Below are 19,014 nucleotides of genomic sequence, written 5' to 3'. Positions count from 1 at the left end.
GATATAATTTGAAAAAGTATTAAAATAGTCCTTTGAGGCTTTTAATGATTGAAAAATACTTGAAATTTCCATTTGAAAAGAATATAAAATATATTTAAAATATTAAAATATATAATAATATCCAACCATAAATCCCTTCTTTATTAAATATTCCAAATAAATTTCTTATTTAATTAAAAAGGGTAAAAAAGAGAATCTGAGGGTATAAAATGGATTTAAAAGAAGTAATTGAATCTGTTGAGAATGAGTTGAAAGATCTAAAAACAGGAAATTTGAATAAGGACTGTGACGAGTTAAACGACAAGATTATGAAAAGAACCGTCACTAGAGGCAATATATTTGTTTACGGAGCAGGTAGAAGTGGATTTGTTGGTAAATCATTTGTAATGCGTTTAGTGCAGTTAGGATTTAGAGCTTATATGATCGGAGAATCAGCCACCGCACCTATGAAAAAAGACGATCTTTTCATAGTAATTTCTGGTTCCGGAAAAACCCAGATTGTTCAGGATATTCTTGAAATATCCAGCCGAAATAAGGTGAAAATCGTATTGATCTCTGCAGAGAAAGTAGAACATGAAAAAGTATATATGAATATAATCATAGGAGGTAAATCTAAAACATCCCCCGATGAAAAAATTTTACCATTAGGTTCCCATTTTGAGATAAATGCACTGATATTTCTGGATAGCTTAATATTCAAATTAATTAAAGGATATAACTTAGAGGAAAAAGTTGAAAAGATTTCCCGGATGTACCGGGAAGATAGGATACCTATAATCTAATTAAATCATTTCTCGGAAATTTTCATCAATAATTTCTTAATTTCCACCAATTCTGCTAATATTTGGTTATTTAAATCTCTTTTTGCTGGTTCTGGTGTTTCTTCAAAGGTCTGGACAGCCATAGGTTTTTTACCGCGGACCCTGTCCATGATTATGTGTCTTAGTTTCTCAAATTCTTCCACACCATCGATGGTTATCTCTGAAGGGTTTCCCCAGCCCTGATTAGGGTTAGAATATCCTGCAGTCTGGATCTTCAAAGATCCTATATTGAACATCCTTGATATAGGTCCCTGGGCAATGTCCACATTGGTTATACGATTATAGGGAACAATACCTGTATTTCTAAACCATACTCCCCTTTTCCATTCTACTTCTTCATCATCTAATTTATACTGGATGGTGGAGTAGAACCGGGAAATCCAATATACAACAAATAAAAGAATGACTAAAATGGGAATAGCTACGGCAAGTGTTATTAATGGGGGAACAAATATTGCTAATGGTATTAACCATACTAAAATTGCAAATATCACAGTTATAACAAGATATACAAAATATAAACTTTTCAATTGTTTTGCTGGTTTAAATTCCTCTCCTATTTTCCAGTTGGCCATTTTATCACCACAACTTAATTGTAATAATATAATTTAAATTTGATTTTTATTATATGTTTTTCTTGGTTTAATATTTTGATTTAAAAAAATCCATAAATGGATCAACTTTATCAAGTTAACCTCCTAAATTATGAGAAATTTTTATTAGCTATTCTAAGAGCATTTAATATCACCAGTAAACTCAAACCCATATCGCCTATGGCTACTGCCATCCACAAAGTTAGCAAACCAAAAACTGCCATTACAGCAAATGAGGTTTTAATTAATATAGAAATGGAAACATTCTGTTTAATTACCTGCATGGTTTTATGGCTTAGTTTAATAAGATATTCCAGTCGGGACAGATCATCGTTCATCAGTGCCACATCTGCTGTTTCTATGGCTACATCTGATCCATCTGCACCCATGACAATACCAATATTTGATCTGGCCAGTGCGGGTGCATCATTTACACCATCCCCTACCATTGCTATGTGTTCTTTTCCTTTAGATAACTCTTCAATTATTTTAACCTTATCTTCGGGCAAAAGACTTGAATAATATTTATCAAGTCCAATATTTGTTCCAACTATTCCTGCGGTTTTTTCATTGTCACCAGTTAACATCACAGTTTTAATGTCTCGATCTTTCAACTTAGCAATGGCCTTACCTGAATCTGCCCGGATTTTGTCCATTAACCCTATTAAACCTATAATTTGATCTTGACTTCCAACCAAAACCACTGTTTTTCCATCTTCTTCCATTTTATTTAATTCATTTATGATAAGATCATTATACGCATCCATTAATTCAACTTTACCTACATAAAAAACCCTATCCTCAATTTTACCTGTGATTCCTCTGCCAGTGATGGATTTAAATTGAGATACTGATTTTAGCTTTAGTTTTTCCTCTTCAGCTTTTCGAATTATTGGTTTAGCCAGTGGATGTTTGGATTTTGATTCAAGAGAAGCAGCTATTTCCAGCAATTCTCTTGCACTATAATCATCACAGGGGCGAACATCGGTTACTTCTAATATCCCGGTAGTTAATGTGCCTGTTTTATCAAAAACCATCACATCGACATTTTTCATTTCTTCTATATATTGGCCTCCTTTAATTAGCACCCCATTTCGGGTAGCGGAAGTTATTGCTGAAACCATGGACACTGGGGTGGATATGGCTAGGGCACAGGGACAGGAAACCACCAGCAGAGTTAACGCCCGGTAAAACCATTCATCAAATGATAATCCTAGAATTAAGCTGGGAATTATAGCAACTGCCACTGCCAGTAATATGACCGCAGGGGTGTAATAATTGGCAAATCTGTCAATAAATGCTTCAGTTGGGGATTTATTTTTCTGAGATTCTTTAACCAGTTGAATTATTTTAGATATAACTGTTTCATCAGATTCTCTGGTGACCTTTATCTCCATGTAGCCATCCTCATTAATGGTTCCTGCAAAAACTGTGCTTCCCCTTGATTTACTTACGGGAATGCTTTCCCCAGTTATAGTGGCTTGATTTACTGAAGAAAATCCTCCAATTACTTCCCCGTCTAATGGTATTTTATCGCCAGGTTTTACTACGACCACATCATTTACCTTTACCATGTGAACGTGAACTTCCACATTTTTACCATCATTTTTTAAAGTAGCAGTTTCTGGAGCAAGTTTTAAAAGGGATGACATGGATTGGCGGGCCCGTTCCCCAGCATAGTCTTCCAAAAATTCGGCGATAAAAAATAAAAACAATACCGAGGCACCTTCAGCACCAGAACCTATTAAAAATGCCCCTGCAGCAGCTATGGTCATTAAAAAGTTCATATTGAACTTCAATTCTAAAACAGATTTTATGCCCTTAGCTATGATAGTGTAACCTGATACTGCAACTACCAATAAAAATAGGACTGTTGTTAATAATTTTTCTTCTGTGAAAAAATCTAAATATAATCCTAAAACCATTAAAATAGTAGATATGGCTATGATTATTAGTGGTTTTTTCATCCAAGATTGCTGTTTCTCTTCCAGTATTCCCTCACATGATGAACATCCACAGGATACTGATTGTACATGTTGGTCTCTATTCTTCGGCATGTTGATGCCCCATCTTAATTAACTGAAGTACATGTTCATCTACCAGGGAGTAGTAGGCCATTTTTCCTTCTTTTCTGAATTTTACCATGTTGCTTTTTCGAAGTAGTCGAAGTTGATGAGATATTGCCGAATCAGTCATTTCCATAATGGCGGATAGATCACATACGCACAGTTCTTTTTTAGATAGAGCATAGAGAATTTTGATTCTTGTCTTATCTCCTAAAGTCTTAAAATCATCAGATATTTTCTGAAAGAGGCTTTCTTTTAGCATATTTGCTTTAACTTCTTTTACAGATTCTTCATGAATGCATCTTATTTCACAAACATCACTATTTTTCATATGAATACTTGTTCAATTGAATATATATAAACTTATTCTTTTTGATAAAAATTCTCAAAATTTTCATTCAAAATCGAAAATAGAAAAAAATTTCAGCCATGTTCATAACGCAGTGCTGAATTATTACTATTTTATTAAGATATTTTAAATACAGTAACCAGACCTACTACTGGAAATTTATAGGAGTATTACTATTTAGTAAAAAATTAATAATAATTTAAGGAGGGCTATTGGTTACACTTTTAAAAAAAGAAAAAAGAAAAGATGTTTATTTTTTAAATGGTACTATTAAACCGCCAGCTACAAAGACCAGAGCCAATATTAAACTCCATATAGGCACTCCAGTTTTATGCATTGGCACTTTATGTCCACCATGGTGCTTAGATTGAGCATTAATCACAACACTCTGAATGTTTTTGTCAATTGTAGGGTCGTAAGTGTCGGTTGTAATCTGTGGTCTGAATATGTAGGTACCGGATTTTAAGACTTTTACCTTCATGTAGAGATAAGGATCTCCAACAGGTACATCTCCAATAGTCCAGGTAATAGTTCTGGTTGATTCATTGTAGGTCAAAGTACCTATATCAACATTTGAACTGACATATTGCATGCCTTCCGGTATTTTCATGGTGAAAACAACGTTTTCTGCTGTATCTGGACCGCGGTTACCTAACTTGAAAGTTAGGGTAATAGTTTCTCCCACATAGGGGTTGTTTTTACTGGCCCAACTTTTAACATATAGATCAGCTTGGGAAACTTTTAATGCACCAGTACCAGTTGATGATTGGTAGTAATCATCTCCTACAAAGTCAGCTTGAATGGTGTACGTACCTCCGTTCAAGTTGATGTAGTAAGATTTAGTGGCTACACCGTTTACATCTGTAACAGCGCTTCCAGCATTAATTCCATTAACCAGGAAGTTAATAGTCCTTCCTGCTAAAAGGTTTCCATATTGATCTTTTAGAGTTGCAGTTAAATTCACAGTCTGGCCCTTGTTACCAGTGATATTGTCAACCGTTATATGGGTGGTTGCTCTTTCAACGTTTAAGTCGTTCGTTCCAGAGCTTTCATTGTAGTAGTCGTTACCAGCAAACTCAGCAGTTATAATGTGAGGATTACTTGCAGGATTCACAGTGATTGGACTGTAAGTCACTTCAGCATAACCACTACCATCAGTAATGTCTGAACCAACCCAAACACCATCCACATAGAAATCAACCTGCACACCACCTACCGGATTACCATACTCATCCACTAAAGTAGCAGACAAAGTAGTACTACCCAAATAAACACCAGAAGCAGAATCCACAGTCATCACAGTATCCGCTTTTTCCACTTCAACAGTGGTAGTTTGGATTTCATTATCTACCTGAGCCGAAACAGTGGCTGTACCTACTGTTGTACCAGTGAAGGTTGAATCGGCTGTTCCACTGGTGGTCTCTGTGTCTTCGGGGTTAATATCCCCAATATTAGTTCCAAAGGTTACTGGTGTTTTGTCAGGTATGTGATTTCCGGTTGGCTGTTCATAAGGAGTGACACCATCAAAGGTGTTCCAGGTTAAATCTGCGACTATGTCTGAAGTATCTAGGTAATGTATTGTTCCCGGGTTGGCAAATATTCGAAGCATGATCCAGGGACTGTACACGACTCCTGCAGAGACTCTATTATCCGGTTCATTATTTGATCCCCACCAGTTATTTTCTGCATGGACAGTTACACCACCTGCCGCAACCACGTCTGCATCGTTTCCTAATATTCTGTTGAAGTTTAGAGATGTGTTATTGGCTGCGTAAAATGCTCCACCAGTTCCGGAATAACCGTCAAGACCATCTGTACCTATTGTTCCACTTCCAGTTCCCGGTCCTGGTAGGCCACCTGACCCTCCAAGTCCACCATCACCAGCTGTGTTATCAATAAGATTGTTGGACTCAACTGTCAAACTTCCATTGCAATAGTAAATGGCTCCGCCGTTACCGCCGTTTCCAGCGATTCCGCCAGCACCACCACTGCCGTTACTGTATGATCCTGAGCTAGCACCACCTTGACCACCTTGACCACCTTGGCCGCCGTTACCGGCTTGGTTTTCAATTAGGTTTGAGTTGGTTATGGATCCGTTGGTGCCGTTGTTGTAGTAAATAGCTCCACCGTTACCGCCAGCACCACCTATTCCGCCAGCACCGCCGGTGTATGCTGAACCTTTATAAAACAGACCTGTGCTCCTAGCATTTCCACCTTGACCTCCTGTACCACCCATACCACCGTTTCCAGCAGTGTTTTGAGTGATTGAACAGTCAGTGAGTGTGAAAGTACCAGTTCCAGTGTTGTAAATAGCTGCACCAGCACCACCAGTACCGCCGATTCCACCAGCACCACCAGCACCACCAGAGCCTAAGCCGTCTCTGTCACGACCATCGCCACCAGCACCACCAGCACCACCGTTTCCAGCAGTGTTGGAGTAAATATCAGTTTCAAGTAGCGATAAAGTTCCTTGGTTGTAGATGGCACCGCCGTTTCCGCCAGGACCACCCTGGTGTCCGTCATAACCTGTTTTGTGGATTAAATTACCGTCAGCCGCAGCAGCTCCGGTTCCTCCATCACCAGCTGTGTTGGAATAGATTTCAGAACATTCTATATTGGCATTTCCGCTGTTATAAATTGCTCCTCCATTACCACCAGAGCCTCCGGTTCCACCGATGATTATTTCAATACCACCTTTGCCGGCGTTTCCAGCATAGTTATCGTAAATCTGAGTGTTGGTTATGGTTAATGTTCCAGTAGTATAAATAGCACCACCAGAACCACCAGAACCACCTTCACCCAGGACCACACCATTACCACCGTCTCCAGCATGGTTATTGTGCATTGCACTGTTTTCTATGTTTAGCTGTCCAGTGCTGTAAATACCACCACCATGTCCACCATGGAAACCATCTGAATGGGTTACTGTTACACCATCACTTCCATTTCCGGCCCAGTTATTATAAACAAGAGTATTAGTCAGGTTTAATATACCGGTACTGTAAATACCACCACCAGAACCCCCAATACCTCCATAGGTTATTGAACCACCGTCTCCGGCAGTGTTGTTTCTTACAACACAGTTTATCAGGTAGAGTGTACCTTCGTTCAAGATACCTCCTCCATTTTTACCGTCAGGTGATAATAATGTTCCATCAGGAGCATGTCCATTCTGGAATGTAATGTTATAGAAGTAAGCTGTAACTCCTGGAAGAATGTGGATTACTCTGCCAGTACCACTACCATCAATGGTTGCTATTCCTCCGTTCATGACTTCAAAAGTTAAGTTCTTGTTTATGACCAGATTTTCATAAAAGGTTTGGCCATTTTCTAATCGGATAGTGTCACCATTTTGAGCATGATCCATAGCATCCTGTATGGAAATGGTTGTTGAATAGATCAAAATTCCATCCCTCCATACTTCAGGATCAGGTGCATTTGAAGTGGTGTTGTTGGTAATGTTTTGGACTGTTTGATCTGAGGTGTTATTTGTGATAACATCATCTGGTGATTCTGCTGCCACAGCACCCATGGCAATTATTGAAAATATGAGTGTGAGTGTTATGAGTGTTAAATTTTTTTGCATGTTTTTTTTCAGTTTTTCACCTCCATTATGCTTTTAAATGCTTTTTTAATTGTTAAAAAAAAGTTTAATTCTTTTTAAACAATACTATTTTATTGTGAAAAGTATTTAATAAACCTATCGTTGTTTGTGACAATATTCACAGAGATTTATAGCAAATAATACTAAAAGAGATGATACACCTACTTTCAATATGTTCTAGCTTTAAAAATAGAACAAAAAAAGACATAAAATAGGAATTAAAATAAAAAATTGTAAATTTAAAAAAAGTATTATTTTTCAATTAATAATATTCTGTATCGGTAAATTCTTTAGATTCTAGAATAGTATCTTTAATAGTAAAATCACCTTCTACTTTTTTAAGATACTCCAGAAAGCTATCACCAGATAACACAACAACAAACTCTTTATCATTAAAAAGTTCAGGATCCTCCACTATAACTCCTTCTTTAGTGAAAATTCCCATGCATGCTTTTAAATTACTCAAATTATCAACTCCTAAATTAAATTATATTTACTAAAATGATGTTAAAGTTAAGTTCTATTTAATATATTAAAGTAGTGTAAATAGTCGTTACATAAACATGAGTATAAAGCCAATTTAAAATAGTTTTAATATCCTATTTTATGTATTCAATAAATAATAATTATTTTAAATTTAAATAAAAAAATAAAGAGAGTTATACATTATTTTCTAGGGATTTGGACCGGTAACCGTTGGATTATCATCCCTTTGAGTCCACTCAGTAAATGATCCCTCATAGATCCTAACTTTTGGATATCCTAAAAACCATTTAAATAGTATAAACTCGTTAGTGGCTTCTCTTCCAGTTCCACAAGAACATATTATGGTTTTATCAGGAGTTGCTCCCTTTTCTTCCACTATTGATTTAATTTCTTCTTTATTTTTTAGCAATCGAGTGTTTCCAGGATCCATTAAAATGGCCCATGGCAGATTAACTGCTCCCGGAATATGACCGGGCTTTATCCATGGTCCCTGACCTTCATACATTGGTGCTGGTCGGGCATCTAAAACTATAACATCCTCTTCATCTTTTATAGTCTTAAATTCATCATATTCAATGAAATAATTTTCCATTACGTCCACTGTGAAATTTGATTCTTCTGCTGTGGGAAATATTTGGTTTAAATCTCTCCCCTCATTTTTCCACTTTTCTATTCCACCATCAAGGACATATACATTTTCGTGTCCAAATCTCACAAGTGAATAAGCAACCATGGTCTGTTCCAGTCCATCACCCCAACTCTTTACCGGACCGACACCAGTATAAACTACAGTTGGAACATCTTTATTGATACCTTGTCTTCGAAATATAGCCTGAACTGCTTCTGCAGGTATATACATGGCTGGTGCATTCCCCAATGTTTGCCTAAAAAGACCTTCATTTAAATAAAAAGCCCCAGGAATATGTTCCTTTATATAATCATGGACATTGGGCTGGCAGTCCATGATCATCAAATCCCCCTCAAGGTTATTTTCTAACCACTCGGTGGAAACCCATTTAACCTTACCATCAACTTTGGAATATGGATATTTATCCATAATATTACCCCCTCTTTTTTAATATATAGTTAAATTATGATCTTAATTTGATATAATTCTTCTGAAAATATTTAAAATAATAATTAGGGGATGAAAATTACAATTAAGTTAAGTAAAATGGAAAAATTAGTTGATTCTATTTGCAATTTCAGAGTAAGCTGCACTGGCAGCATGGTTTAAATCCGTTTGAATTAATATGTTGTCGCCAGATCTGTTCCATTCATCCCAATCTTCTTCACCAGAAGACTTACCTTTACTCATTCTGTCAATAAAATTACCTTCCATATAACTAATTTGAGGTTTTAGGAACATGGCCCTTAATTCATAGATAGAATGATTAATTTTTAGCACATCTTTCTCATCCTTGACACAATGGGGGGCGCAGTAACTATCCGAAATATAATGGGATGCCACGCCAAAGCAATAACTTGCTTTTTGGTAATCACCCTTGTTATAATAGTTTTCACCCTTATTTAACCAGTATTCTGATTTAATTGTTGTGGCCGGATAGTGATGATACTTAAAATCCATAAATTTTAGATCAGGATCATCAGAACCATCTATCATAACATCTAAATTTAAATTTTGCTGAACATCGGTTGGAAAAGAATAATAAATTTGACGGGCAATATCATGATGAGTACTGGTTGACCATGCTTGTGCCGGGCTGGCCTGGGTTAATATTATCATCCCAAATAAAATAAGCAGTTTTATAGCGTTTTTCATGAAAATCTCTGTATTAGATTAATTTTAAAGGTTTTAAGATTTTTTATGTTAAAATCAAGATCAGATTTCTAATATATTCTGAAGTAGTATAGTGTAGTAAGTACGCATATTTAAAGATATCTAAAATTAATGTTAAACCAGAATGGTTTAAAAACTTGATTGGAACCTTAAGGTTGTTAAATTTTCCTAATGAAACATTTTATTTCTATTTTAAATTTTCTAATTACTCATTAAAAAAAAATCTGTAAAAAAAAGTAATATTTAAAAAAGTTAGGATCACGAGATCCTAATGCTTTTTAAAATCATGTTGTACGCATCTTCTGTCTGATTAAGTGCAAATGAAGGACATACATACTCCACAACATAATAGTGGTCGCTGGTTTCAATTATGGTCATTTTCTGTGCCACATCATTGCCATAGTTACCTATCTGGCTGGCCTGGAAATTTCCTAAGTCCACCGAAGCCACAGTAGAGTTGGTGGTATTCATTAGAATAGAACTTGAACTGGGTATATTAAGCACTCCTTCAGTCCTTTTCTGCATTATCAATAGGATGTATGCAGTTTGAGTCTGACCTGCATTGTTGTTAAAATTAGCTGTCAGTGTTACTTGAGAATAAATTGAGCTGTTACTGAAATTTCCAATTACCTGTTCTTGTGCCCAGTTATTTGGATATTCAAAATAAACCTTCCCTGTCTGGAAAGTACTATTTCCTGCGAAAGAAAAAATTGCAACGATTAATATCAGAAATATTAGTATCAATATACCTGGTAGAATTAAATCTTCTTTTTCCAATTAATCACTCCCCTAGTAATCTTAATATTATTTTTATAAATGAGGATATATGTTTTTAACTATTCTCTTAAGAATCGATCAGTTAAATTTTATTCTTAATTAAATAAGATTCAATAATTAATTACTCCAATTATGTTTTTAAATATCTTAAAAGAACACAATAAATAAATAATAAATTATATTTTCTTAAACTATATTTAAATATCATATATGTACTTGATTTTATTATTAACCAACTAAAAGATTTAATCATATATTTAAATCATAGTTCTATGGAAAAAGTTATAATGAGACGCTTACATAAATAGAACATAAGATAGTTTGGAAAAAAATTAAATTAAATGTTCAAAAAAAGGATAAGGTGTAGTATTTGTCTAAAAATGTGAAGATTATACTTATTTTTTTTATTCTAATTTTAATATTAGGCGTAGTTGGAATATTCACCTTAGATCATTCCCCCCAGGAAATTTACGTTGAGCTAACCAAACCATCAGAGAAATATGCTTATCTTGTAGGTATCTCCCAGTATCAAGAGGATAATCAGGAACTCACATTAGGATCAAGTGATGCAATTAATTTTAAAGCGTTTTTAGAAAAATCAGCAGGTTTTAAAACTAATAATACTCATTTAAGAGTAGATTCTGGCGCGAAAAGTGTTCAGATAACAAATGATCTTAAAAACTACTCACAAATAACTTCCTCCAATGATCTATTTATTATGTATTATAGTGGACATGGCGACCGTGTTAAAACTAATAAAAGTGGAAATGCTGATTTTGAGTATATTATCTGCCCCTATGACGATACTTATGATTATAAAAATTCGCTGCGAGGTTCCGAATTTCAATTACTGGTAAAGGAAATAGATGCCAAAAATTTAGTTTTCATATTTGATTCCTGTAACAGTGGAGGTATGATTGAAGATTTAACAACCAACAACCCCTCCTCCAAAAAATATGTGATACTGGCATCATGCCAGGCTAATGAATCATCTGTTGGTGATGAAAAACTTGGCGGAGGTGTTTTTACCTATTTTTTACTGGAAGCATTTAATGAAAAAGAAACAGACAAAAACAATGATGGATGGATTTCTATTGAAGAAGCATTTGCATATGCTCAATCTTTAACCATCCAAAATTGTGATTACTTTGGGGATTCTCAACACCCCCTAATTTTTGATGGAGATCCAAAGCAAGACATCAAACTTGTGAAAATAAAATAGAAAATAATGAAAACATTTAATGAATTAATTAAAATAATATAATAAGTAGATTGTATTAAAAATGTGTAGTATTAATTCTACATTACAGGCGATAAAATGCCAAAAAAGGTTTTAATTGTGGAAGATGAAAGCATAACCGCCCTGGAGCTAAAAAGAAAATTGATGCATTGGGGTTATGAAATTTCAGCCACAGTAGACACTGGTAAAAAGGCTGTGGAAACGGCTTTAGAACTGGAACCTGATCTTATTTTAATGGATATTGTTTTAAAAGGCGATTTAGATGGCATTAAAGCCTTTAAAAAAATTAAAAAATCATTAGACATCCCCATAATTTATATTACTGCCCATTCAGATGAAAACACATTAAATCGTGCCCAAGAAACAGATCCCTTTGGATATATTTTAAAACCAATTGATGACAAGGACTTAAAATTTACAATAGAAATGGCCCTTTTTAAACATACCACCGAAAGTAAATTAAAAAGGCTAAACCAGTCACTTAGAGTATTGAGCGACTGTAATCAAGAAATAATCCGCGCCAATGACGAAGATAAACTTCGAAAGAGAATTTGTGAAATCATTGCAACTGAAGGAAACTATAAACTAACATGGATTAATTTTATTGACGAAAAAGATAAAAATAAATTAGTTACAGTAGCCAAGTATCCAAATCAAGAATTTTATGATGAATCTATTGATTTAAATCTGTCAGATCAATTATATGAAAGTTATCCTGCTGTATCTAACATTAAAAATCGTGAAATTACATTATGTCAAGATATAACCCTAGAATCACCTGGACTAGAATGGGTTAGTTATGCCCTGGAAAAAGGTTATAACTCACTAATAAGTATCCCTCTTATTTTAGAAGAGAAGATTATTGGCTCCATGAACATCTATTCATCGAAAAAAAATAGATTTGATATTGAAGAAGTTGCATTATTAAATGAACTGGCAAATGATGTTGTTTATGGTATAAACGTTATTCGGAGCCGATTAGAAAGAGAAAAGATTAAAAAAAATCTTAAAAAGAGCGAAGAAAAGTACAGATGTATTGTGGAAACTGCCAATGAAGGCATTATGGCTATGGATAAAAATTTTACTACAACTTTTGTCAATAAAAAGATGTGTGAACTCCTTGGTTACACCGCAGAAGAGATTATAAACAAACCAGTGGATTATTTCATTTTTGAAGAAGACTTAAAAGACCATTATGATAGAATGAATATGCGTAAAAATGGTTTATCTCAACAGTATGAAAGGAAATTCCGTCATAAGAATGGAAAAACTGTGTGGTTGCTCATTTCGGCCACAGCATTGACCGATAAAGAAGGAAATTTTAATGGATCCTTTGCCATGTTTACTGATATCTCCGAGAACAAATTGGCCTTTGAAAAACTTAAAACCAGCGACGAAAAATATCGATCCCTATATTCTACTATAAACGAAGGAATGGCGTTTCATCAGATAATTTACAATGAAGAAGGAAAAGCAATTGATTATGAAATATTAGATGTAAATCCCGCTTATGAACAGATCTTAAATCTTAAAAAAGATGATGTGATAGGAAAACGTGCATCAGAAATTTATAGTTCCGGAAAACCCCCTTATATTAATATTTATAGCGAAGTTACAGAAACTGGCCATTCTAAAACATTTGAAACTTATTATGCTCCTTTTAACAAATATTTTGCTATATCTGTTTTTTCTCCTAGTTTAAATAAATTTGTAACTATTTTTGAAGATATTACAGAACAAAAAAACGTTGAAAAAGTTCTTCAAGAAAGTGAAAGACGTTTAAATGCAGTTTTACAAGGTTCACCTATTCCTACCTTTGTCATTGACCAGAATCATAAAGTAATTTACTGGAACAAAGCTGTGGAAAAATATACTAAAATTAAGGCAGAAGATATAGTTGGCACTGATAATCAATGGACCGCATTTTATGATAATAAAAGACCGGTTATGGCTGATTTATTAATTGATGGAGATATTGAAGAGCTATCTAAGTGGTATAAAGGTAAATATTCCAGATCAAAGTTTGCAGAAGATGCTTATAACTCCACCGACTTCTTTCCCCAATTAGATAAAAAAGGTAAATGGCTTTATTTTACTGCAGCTCCCATTAAAGATGCCGATGGAATAGTTATTGGTGCAATGGAAACACTTGAAGATATAACTCCACGTAAAAATGCGGAAATGGCACTTCAAGAAAGTGAAGAAAGATACCGGCGCTTACTCAAACAATCATTTGACGCAGTCCTAATACATAGTGACGGTAAAATCATTTCCATTAATGATACTGGAGCCAGGATATTAGGTACTGTTAAAGAAGAAATTATTGGAAGACCACTCTTTAACTTTATTCATCCGGATTATCACGATTTAGTTGAGGATAGAATAAAAAAGGTTTCTAACAATCAAAACATTGTTCCATTAGTCGAACAAAAATTTTTAAAAATTGATGGGACCCCCATTGATGTGGAAGTTGTAGGAACTGGATTTGTTTACAACGGTAAAAATGCTGTTCAGAGTGTTTTTAGAGATATATCACAAAGAAAGGAATATGAAAGTCAAATCATTAACTCTTTAAAAGAAAAAGATGTTCTTCTAAAGGAAGTCCATCACCGGGTGAAGAATAATATGCAGATTATCTCCAGTCTATTGAATCTGCAAGGAGAGTACTGTGACGGCCCCACCTGTGAAATATTCAATGAAAGTAAAAACCGGGTGAAATCCATGGCCATTGTCCATGAAAAACTGTACCAATCTGAAGACTTTTCAGGAATCAACTTTAAGGAATATATCCAAAGTTTAACATCTGAAATATTGGCCTCCTACCTGGTTGATACCAATAGGATTAAAGTTATAATAAATGTAGAAAATATAAAACTTAATATTAATACTGCTATTCCAGTTGGCCTTATACTAAATGAAATGGTAACAAACTGTATTAAACACGCATTTCCAAATGACCTGCGTGGTTTAATAGAAATTAGCCTATATCCCGTCAACAAAGAATATGAATTAACAATAAAAGACAATGGAGTAGGTTTTCCAAAAGGTTTCGACTTAAAAAATACAAAAACGTTAGGTATGGAATTGATAAAATCCCTTGTAAAACAGTTAGAAGGTGAATTAACTATAGAAAAAGAACCTTACACTGTATTTAGATTACGTTTTAGAGAATTGAAGTATGAACAGATTATTTAAATATTTAGGATCAATGATTTAACTGATTATTTGGATATATATTTTAGGAATTAATTTTTAAAAGTATAATTCAATTTATAGATTATATTCCCTGTTTTTAAAAGGAGATTATTATGTTAATAGGCGTTATATCTGACACTCACATACCTGACCGATGCGCAAAAATCCCATCGGCAGTATTTGAAGTTTTCACTGATGTGGAAATGATATTACATGCAGGTGATCTTACCAGTACCCATGTATTAGACGAATTAGAGGAGATTGCCCCTACAAAATGTGTTCAAGGAAATATGGACCGAGCATATGGTATAAAACTTCCAAAAAGAGAGGTCATTGAAGTTGAAGGAATAAAAATTGGTTTAGATCATGGAGAAATATATCCACGAGGTGACACTCAGCAATTAAAATATATTGCCCAGGAAATGGACGTAGAAATACTCATCTCTGGCCATACACACTGGGCTTTTATTGAAGAGTTGGAAGATGTGATTTTATTAAATCCCGGCAGCCCCACCGCTCCCCGGTTATCAGACCCTTCATTAATGTTAATAACTGTTGAGGAAGGTGAATTAAAGGCAGAGATTAAAAAAATTGGAGAGCCTACATGTAAAGCTCTTAATTTTCAAAAAAGAGGTTTATAGCTATGAGCAATTGGAAATCAGAACACGACAAAGATCATTATTATAAAAAGGCAAAAAAAGAAAGGTACCGATCCCGCGCGTCTTTTAAACTTTTGCAGCTAAATAAAAAGTTTAAAATAATAAAAAAAGGAGATCAAGTATTAGATCTTGGTGCAGCACCCGGAGGCTGGTCCCAAGTAGCTTTAGAATTAAGTGGGAATGAAGGACTGGTTTTAGCCGTGGATCTTCAACGCATTAAAAGATTTGAAAATGAAAATTTTTATTCAATAAGAGGGGATTTCACTAAAAAAGAAACAATTGAAAAAATTTATGAAATCCTAGAAAATAAAGCAGATGTAATTATATCCGATGCTTCCCCTAAATTATCTGGAATAAGGGATATAGACCACTTATTATCCATTGAACTGGCTGAAACTGTCCTGAATATTTCCGGAGAAATTTTAAAACCGGGCGGGAACATTATAATTAAGGCCTTCCAGGGCGAAGAATTCCGAAATCTCCTGCAAAAGATCAAAAAGATGTTTAGATTAGTTAAAACAACTAAACCTCAATCTTCTAAACAGAAAAGTTCAGAAATGTATATTATAGCTAAAGGGTTTAGATAAAATTAAAATTCTTATTATTTCTAATTATTTAGTAAAAATTTTAAAATAAAATAATTTAAAGTTAAAATAATAAAAAAAGTAATTCAATTTAAAGAAGTGCTTTAAAGTTACTAACACTTGTTTTTGCTGCTTGAAGTTCATTTTTTGCAATATTTAATCTTTTTTCTATCTCTTCTGGTGCCTTATTCGAAGATAAAGCACTTTCTAAATCCGTGATCGCTGATTCGGCCTTTATAAGTTGCAATTCTGTGTCTACATATTTTTGCTTTAAATCGTCATCATTAATAGCTGTGACCTCACTTTTTAAGCCATCAAATTGCAATTTCAAGCTGGAATAGTCTGATTTCATAACTGCCAGGTCATCATAAGCAGATGCCGTGTCTACATTGGAGGATACTCCGGAAGATAATGCTTCAATTCCAATATATATAAATATACCTGCAGTAGCAATTATCATAATAATCCCCAGGATGGAAATAGTCATGGAAGTTGCTCTGAATAAATTTAATCTTGATCTCTTCATCTTATCACTGTTATACTCTATTTATGTAACTTATTATAATCTGTTATATATTCAAATAATTCTTCTATAATATTATTTTATTATAGTCCTCATACTTCCTTTATCATATTAACAATTATACTATATTATTATTAAACTTTTTTTAAGTTAGGGAATATTAGTGGTAAATTATGATTATGGAAATAATTTTATAGAGCGAGGTTTAATATTTTTATAATGACCACTTCAACTGATAAAACTAAAACATCACTTACTAAATTTGAGGAATTTTTCAGCACAAATACAAAATATAAAGACTTGGTTTTCGAAGCCCTGGAGAAGTATCCAGATAGAAGATCTGTGGTTGTAGACTATTTAGAGTTGGAAATGTTCGATCCAGATCTGGCAGATTTATTAATTGAAAAGCCAGAGGAAGTAATTCATGCTTCCCAAACCGCCATTAAAAACATTGACCCCTTAAGAAAAAATGCTGATTTGAATATCAGACTTGAAAATGTAAGTAATAACATTCCTCTTAGATTTTTGAGAAGTAAATTTATTGGGAAATTTGTTTCAGTAGATGGAATTGTGCGTAAAACCGATGAAATACGCCCCAGAATTGTTAAAGCTATTTTTGAATGTAGAGGGTGTATGCGTATCCATGAGGTATCCCAGAGCAGTAATATGATCACCGAGCCTTCTCTCTGTCAGGACTGTGGAGGAAGATCATTTAGATTGCTCCAGGAAGAATCAGAATTTCTAGACACACAAACTGTTAAACTTCAGGAACCTTTAGAAAACCTTTCTGGAGGAGAACAGCCCCGCCAAATATTAATAGTGCTGGAAGATGATCTAGTTGATACCCTAACTCCGGGGGATATCGTTAGGATAACTGGGACTTTAAGAACAGTTCGTGACGATAAGACCAAACGATTTAAGAATTTTATTTATGGAAATTATATTGAACAGCTTGAACAGGAATTTGAGGAACTACAAATTATCCCTGAAGATGAAGAGATGATTCGAGAACTGGCATCTGACCCCCATATTTATGAAAAAATAATAAAATCAACAGCACCATCTATACAAGGATATCGTGAAGTAAAAGAAGCAATTGCTCTCCAATTATTTGGAGGTGTGCGTAAAGAATTAGAAGATAAAACTCGTCTTCGTGGAGATATACACATCTTAATTGTAGGGGATCCTGGTATTGGTAAGTCACAGATGCTTAAATATGTATCCAAACTTGCTCCCCGTGGAATTTACACCAGTGGTAAAGGTACCAGTGGTGTGGGTTTAACTGCTGCAGCAGTAAGAGATGAATTTGGAGGATGGTCCCTGGAGGCAGGAGCACTAGTTTTAGGAGATGGTGGAAATGTGTGTGTTGATGAACTGGATAAAATGCGTCCGGAAGACCGTTCAGCCATACATGAAGCACTGGAACAGCAGACAATAAGTATTGCCAAAGCAGGGATAATGGCTACCTTAAATTCTAGATGTTCAGTTTTGGCAGCTGCAAATCCAAAATTTGGAAGATTTGACAGTTATAAATCAATTGCCGAACAAATTGATCTCCCATCAACAATTTTATCCAGATTTGACCTTACATTTGTGGTTGAAGACAAGCCAGATGCTGAAAAGGATAAAAAGTTAGCAAGACATATTCTTAATATTCACAAAGAAGATTCTATACCTTTTGAAATTGATCCCGAACTTTTAAGAAAATATGTGGCTTATGCCAGACGTGAAGTTCACCCTAAACTTACCGAAGAAGCAATAACTGTTTTAGAAGAGTTTTACGTGGGCATGAGAGGTAGTGGTGCTGAAGAAGATTCTCCAGTTCCAATCACTGCCCGTCAACTGGAAGCATTAATTCGTCTTTCTGAATCAAGTGCCAGAATAAGATTGAAAGATGAAGTAAGTGCAGAAGATGCTCAAAAAGCCATAAAACTGCAAAAAGCGTGTCTAAAACAAGTAGGGCTTGATCCTGAAACTGGTAAGATAGATATTGACAAAGTTGAAGGAAGAGCACCCAAGTCAGACCGGGACAAATTCCGATTACTGGTGGAACTTATAAGGGAATTTGAAGAAGAATATGGTGGTAAAGCTCCAATCAATATACTTATATCTGAAATGGAAGATAGATATAATGTAAGTGAAGAAAAGGTTGAAGAAGTTATTAGAGTTTTAAAACATAAAGGAATGGTATTTGAACCAGAAAGAGGATACTTGAAGATAGTTTAATAATACTATAATTTTATATAAATATTTACAACTGCATACCCGGTGTGTGCAATTAATTTCTATTTAATTATTTTTATACAGTTAATTAAA

At 34.4% G+C, this 19,014-nt stretch carries 15 protein-coding genes; 6 read left to right on the top strand and 9 right to left on the bottom strand.

Features of this window, described 5'->3' with window-relative positions:
- Nucleotides 1-209: 209 nt before the first annotated feature.
- Nucleotides 210-782 (top strand): hypothetical protein, encoded by a 573-nt coding sequence (locus tag CIT01_07665; protein ID AXV38081.1) that lies wholly within the window; start codon nt 210-212, stop codon nt 780-782.
- 5 nt (nt 783-787) lie between these two features.
- On the opposite strand, the gene CIT01_07660 is transcribed toward CIT01_07665, so the two are convergent.
- The 8 genes from CIT01_07660 to CIT01_07625 all read right to left on the bottom strand — a co-directional run bounded on the left by CIT01_07660 (nt 788) and on the right by CIT01_07625 (nt 10,497).
- On the bottom strand, nt 788-1,396 hold the full coding sequence (locus CIT01_07660) for a hypothetical protein (GenBank protein ID AXV38080.1): 609 nt from the start codon (nt 1,394-1,396) through the stop codon (nt 788-790).
- Between the two features lie 128 nt (nt 1,397-1,524).
- Nucleotides 1,525-3,471, bottom strand: a complete 1,947-nt coding sequence (locus tag CIT01_07655) for a heavy metal translocating P-type ATPase (GenBank protein ID AXV38079.1) — start codon at nt 3,469-3,471, stop codon at nt 1,525-1,527.
- Nucleotides 3,458-3,811: a transcriptional regulator gene (locus tag CIT01_07650; GenBank protein ID AXV38078.1), complete on the bottom strand. Its 354-nt coding sequence runs from the start codon at nt 3,809-3,811 to the stop codon at nt 3,458-3,460. Before CIT01_07650 ends, CIT01_07655 begins: the two co-directional genes overlap by 14 nt.
- Nucleotides 3,812-4,079: 268 nt before the next feature.
- Nucleotides 4,080-7,415 (bottom strand): hypothetical protein, encoded by a 3,336-nt coding sequence (locus CIT01_07645; protein AXV38077.1) that lies wholly within the window; start codon nt 7,413-7,415, stop codon nt 4,080-4,082.
- A 280-nt stretch (nt 7,416-7,695) separates the two neighbouring features.
- Nucleotides 7,696-7,899, bottom strand: a complete 204-nt coding sequence (locus CIT01_07640) for a hypothetical protein (protein AXV38076.1) — start codon at nt 7,897-7,899, stop codon at nt 7,696-7,698.
- 207 nt (nt 7,900-8,106) lie between these two features.
- Entirely contained in the window at nt 8,107-8,976 is an 870-nt protein-coding gene (locus tag CIT01_07635) for a sulfurtransferase (protein AXV38075.1), read from the bottom strand.
- Between the two features lie 126 nt (nt 8,977-9,102).
- The gene (locus CIT01_07630) at nt 9,103-9,702 is read right to left on the bottom strand and encodes a hypothetical protein (protein ID AXV38074.1); all 600 of its coding nucleotides are present in this window, start codon (nt 9,700-9,702) and stop codon (nt 9,103-9,105) included.
- 276 nt (nt 9,703-9,978) lie between these two features.
- On the bottom strand, nt 9,979-10,497 hold the full coding sequence (locus tag CIT01_07625) for a hypothetical protein (protein AXV38073.1): 519 nt from the start codon (nt 10,495-10,497) through the stop codon (nt 9,979-9,981).
- Nucleotides 10,498-10,867: 370 nt separating this feature from the next.
- Here CIT01_07625 and CIT01_07620 point away from each other — a divergent pair, with 370 nt between their 5' ends.
- The 4 genes from CIT01_07620 (at nt 10,868) to CIT01_07605 (ending at nt 16,178) form a co-directional block, all read left to right on the top strand.
- Nucleotides 10,868-11,719 carry a hypothetical protein gene (locus tag CIT01_07620; GenBank protein AXV38072.1) on the top strand — a complete coding sequence of 284 codons (852 nt, stop codon included), beginning with the start codon at nt 10,868-10,870 and terminating at the stop codon, nt 11,717-11,719.
- A 96-nt stretch (nt 11,720-11,815) separates the two neighbouring features.
- Complete coding sequence (locus CIT01_07615) at nt 11,816-14,932, top strand: hypothetical protein (GenBank protein ID AXV38071.1); 3,117 nt, start codon at nt 11,816-11,818, stop codon at nt 14,930-14,932.
- Nucleotides 14,933-15,045: 113 nt separating this feature from the next.
- The gene (locus CIT01_07610) at nt 15,046-15,573 is read left to right on the top strand and encodes a YfcE family phosphodiesterase (GenBank protein ID AXV38070.1); all 528 of its coding nucleotides are present in this window, start codon (nt 15,046-15,048) and stop codon (nt 15,571-15,573) included.
- A gap of 2 nt (nt 15,574-15,575) precedes the next feature.
- Nucleotides 15,576-16,178, top strand: coding sequence for a 23S rRNA (uridine(2552)-2'-O)-methyltransferase (locus CIT01_07605; GenBank protein AXV38069.1), 603 nt, complete (start codon nt 15,576-15,578; stop codon nt 16,176-16,178).
- An 88-nt stretch (nt 16,179-16,266) separates the two neighbouring features.
- On the opposite strand, the gene CIT01_07600 is transcribed toward CIT01_07605, so the two are convergent.
- On the bottom strand, nt 16,267-16,701 hold the full coding sequence (locus CIT01_07600) for a hypothetical protein (GenBank protein AXV38068.1): 435 nt from the start codon (nt 16,699-16,701) through the stop codon (nt 16,267-16,269).
- 216 nt (nt 16,702-16,917) lie between these two features.
- On the opposite strand from CIT01_07600, the gene CIT01_07595 reads away from it, so the two are divergent.
- Nucleotides 16,918-18,924 carry an AAA family ATPase gene (locus CIT01_07595; protein ID AXV38067.1) on the top strand — a complete coding sequence of 669 codons (2,007 nt, stop codon included), beginning with the start codon at nt 16,918-16,920 and terminating at the stop codon, nt 18,922-18,924.
- Nucleotides 18,925-19,014: the final 90 nt, after the last annotated feature.

Source organism: Methanobacterium sp. BRmetb2, assembly GCA_003491285.1.
Classification (GTDB): domain Archaea; phylum Methanobacteriota; class Methanobacteria; order Methanobacteriales; family Methanobacteriaceae; genus UBA117.
The sequence above is the reverse complement of the archived record's forward strand: the minus strand, read 5'-3'. Positions and strand labels throughout refer to the sequence as shown.